The 3,785-nt window shown below is 39.6% G+C and carries 1 protein-coding gene and 1 pseudogene; one reads left to right on the top strand and one right to left on the bottom strand.

Annotated elements, in window-relative coordinates; translation table 11 throughout:
• A pseudogene (locus BXY_RS23640) lies at positions 1-72 on the top strand (N-acetylmuramoyl-L-alanine amidase); the annotation flags it as partial.
• Positions 73-502: 430 nt separating this feature from the next.
• Here the strand turns inward: BXY_RS23640 and BXY_RS17260 are convergent.
• Positions 503-3,532, bottom strand: a complete 3,030-nt coding sequence (locus BXY_RS17260) for an ATP-binding protein (protein WP_139220824.1) — start codon at positions 3,530-3,532, stop codon at positions 503-505.
• Positions 3,533-3,785: the final 253 nt, after the last annotated feature.

Raw genomic sequence — 3,785 nt, 5'->3', positions numbered from 1 at the left:
GAGATTGAACCGGAAGAGTGGATCAAGGCTTGCCCCTGTTTCGAAGCGAGCAAGGAGTGGGATAAAGAATAGGTTTCTTTTTTCATTTACATATTCTATTGTTAGTTGTTATTGGTTAATTGTTATTGGTTATTAATCAAGAAAACCCGGACTTTCGCAAGCCCGGGTTTTCTGCATCTTGGGAACGCCTCTTTTACCTATAGGGAAATGGGGGACTAGCAATTTGATTCCAGTACAACAAAAAGACGCTCCGAGAGTAAAAATAAAAAGGAATACCTGTGGGAAATGTGGGAGGTATCCCTTTTCTAAATAAGAACAAAGAGGAAGGATGGACTTTCACAAGCTGTGTCCTTCGCTTTGTTCTGGGGTAAAAATATCTTCACACACAAGTGAAGAATGGTTTTATTGTTTATAAAAAATTATCTATTTAAGAGATATCATCTCTCCCTCTATTCGAGATGTTAGAATGAATGTAAGGGAGAGATGATCTTAGAAACAGCTATTAGTCAAAAGGTTGGTCTGATGCTGTACCTAATTTAATCTCTACTGTAACTATCTTACCTGCATCATAGCCAGTAATAGTTCCCCATCCGGGAGCTGCATTGATGGTTACGGTAATTGTTTTCTTAGCACTAGGATCCAAATTCCTACCAGTTTCAGTAAGTGACAATACGCCCGATTCAGTAATAGAAACATATTGTTGATCAGCAGATGCCACTGTGAAAGTAGGAAGATCTACTCCAAATACAGTTAACGGAGATGCACCCCAATCAGTAGTGTTTGCGCTACCATCTTTCCAGATTGTCTTATCATTAGTCGCTTTCCATGAGAAACCATTTGCCAGATCAAACGTACTTTGATAGTTATCCCTACCAATCTTCACTGTCGTGCTTGCCGGTGCAGTCCATGAACCTGCAAGACTAGTCGGAGTGATATTTAAAGTCTTTTCTGCTGATGATAATGTAACATCAGCATCTTCGTTATTTTTACCTACAACATTCACCTTAACAGCAATATTATCTCCTTTATATTTACTGCCATCAACCGTCAATACATGATCTTCGCTAATAGATACACCTGCTATAGGAGCATTATCTATTGCAAACTTAATGGAAGCGCCTGCGTTATCTGCGTTACCTTCAACTGTAGCATAATTATTAAATGCATTTTTCAAATCAGATGAGAAGCTCACTAATGTCGGCTTATCAAACGGAGCATAAGTAGGCTGGAGTGTCATAGTACCACCAGCTGCTATATCCGTATTGAAATTCAAAGCATAATCTGCATTAGTTATCTGAACCGTAGCATTAGCTGTTATCGTAAATTTCTGGGTAGGCGATACTGTTACTGTCAGTGTCACATCATTATAAGTATTAACCGGTATACCTGCCGGAACAACCACTGTTAACCCGTTCGTAGTTGTATTTTCCTTGAATGCAAATTTAATACCGCTCTTAGCACCTGTCTCAAAGTCGAAGCATTCACTTCCAAGAGCCTGGTAATCAGCCTCTGTAATGCCAAGAGTAGAGTAATTAGGACCAGTTAAGTCAACATCAAATACCGATGCTTCTTCTCCTTTACTTTTGAATTCTACGGTACCGATTCCGGAAGGATTCACTGCTAAAGTCTTAATAACCTGTTCACCAGCTGTTACTTGCGCAAATTCTTTTGTAAAAGTAGATACAGCATCCCCTGCAGCATCCTTCATTGTAATTCTTGCTTGGGCAGTTACTTTTTTATTATTGAACGAAGAACTATAGGATTTTAGTTCCAGAACACCATTAGTTTCTCCAATTTTGAAGTCGTTGTAGTCGTCCGCTGCTTTTAGTGTATATTTCACCGCAAAACTCTTATTCACCGCACTCTCGCTAATAGCTTCGTCGATGATAGCATTTCCTGCTCTGTCCTTACCAGTCATCAGCACTTTAGCACCTGTACCATAGTCGATTTTTGAAGCAGCGTTATCAGAAAGCATAGTAGCCACGTCCTGGTTCGGTGAATTCAATGTTACAGATGTAATCACTCTATAATCCGCAATTACAGGGAAATAATTAGAACTGATATCCGTCAAATTCTTAGTTGCATCTTTAGCTTTCAGATTCAGGCTAATAGCATAGCTCTTGTCTGTAGTCGTAGAAAGAGTATAGGTTACGATACCTGTAGCTTCGTCCACTGTCGGCGTGCCTTCAATGCTATAAATCTCTTCTGCTGCACGAGTCTTTATTTCCTGTGCGTCGAATGAAGGAGTATAGTTGGCTACAAAGTTGGCGGCAGCTGTTGCCGGAGAAATACGGAACTTCACCTGGATAGGATCGGCTTGCGCAATCATTTTTCTAGCTTCTCCTTCACCATAATAATAAGACATGAATTTCACCTGTCCATCTTCGTATTCAGGAATATAAACAATGCTCTGAATTTGGTTTTCAAGTGCCGTGAGACGTTTTTCCAATGCAGCGAATTTATCATTTACCGTTTTTTTATAATCAGCAAAATAAGCTTCTACTTTCCCATCGAAAACTTCTTTAGTAGCACAATAACCATAACTGGTTTTAATCGTGGTAATTTCAGTCAATACTGCCGCAAAATTTTCATAACCACCATCAGTTAAAGCTGTCTCGATAGTCGTTTTGAATGTGGTAAGCGTAGTGATATTACCAGTCACAGTTTGGTAAGCAGTTGCCTGTTCTTGTTTATATGTTTCAAAGTTAGTGCTCAACGTTGCTAATTTATCGTCTACACCTTTGATAGAAACATTGATAGCAGAGGCTTCCGCCAATACCTGTGATTCGATAGCATCGTTTACGTATTTAGCAATAGAGCCATTGTCTTTCAGCAACTCCAGAACTTCGCCATCAACCAATCCTGCAAGTTCAGAATGGGCTACGTAATCAGCCAAATCATCCTTCGATGCAGCGTTTTGATTAAATGTTTCCAATGCGGTGATTCTGCCATCCAATTTTTGCAATTCTAAAATATCAGCTTGTATACTAACGATAGCAGCCGCATTATTCTCGGCCATTTCTGTCACAGCCTTCAATTCATTCTTAGCTTCTGCCAGTTCATCAGCTAATTTTTTCAGGTCTTCGCTAGATGCAGCACCAGCCAGCTTCTCTGTCAGGTCGGCAACTTTAGCTTCGAGGTCTTCCTTCGTTTTGTTCAAAGTTCCCTCAATAGAGTTCACTTGTTCTGAAAGAGCGGTGATCTGGTCGCCCAATGTTTTAATAGTACTTGCGTCTGCTTTGTTTTCCAATGCAGTCTGCAATGCTTCTACTGTTTTCAGCAAATCCTGTACTGCTTTAGCATCTGCTTTACCATCAATAGCTGTCTGTAACTGTGTCTGCAAAGTCTGAATGGCACTAGATATGGCCGTTTTCATGTCCTCTGTGCTCACCGGATTAGTGGACGTTACTTTATCAATCTGCTCTTGCAGATTTTTGATGTCATCGTCATAGTCCTTACAACTTGTAACGGTTGTACTTACTGTAAGCGCCAATGCCCCGAAAAGCATTACCCTAACAAAATTTTTCTTCATAACTACTTAAAAATTACATTAATAATATATTATTAAACACTAAGTTTCAATAATAGCCACCCGTTACTTTGTAGGTAACGGAGAAACCTTTGTGCCTGCTCTTCGGGAGTAGTCAATACTGAAAAATGATACGATAAGCAATGAAACTTTTTTACCCCTGCTTCTGAAAGGCAGTAGAGGGAAGGAGATCTTTTGCAAAAATTTAGAAGTTAACAAAGCCCTAATACAAAGAATCCGCTTGTTTTATTTGGTT

Origin of the sequence: Bacteroides xylanisolvens XB1A (assembly GCF_000210075.1) — a bacterium.
Lineage (GTDB): Bacteria > Bacteroidota > Bacteroidia > Bacteroidales > Bacteroidaceae > Bacteroides > Bacteroides xylanisolvens.
The sequence above is the reverse complement of the archived record's forward strand: the minus strand, read 5'-3'. Positions and strand labels throughout refer to the sequence as shown.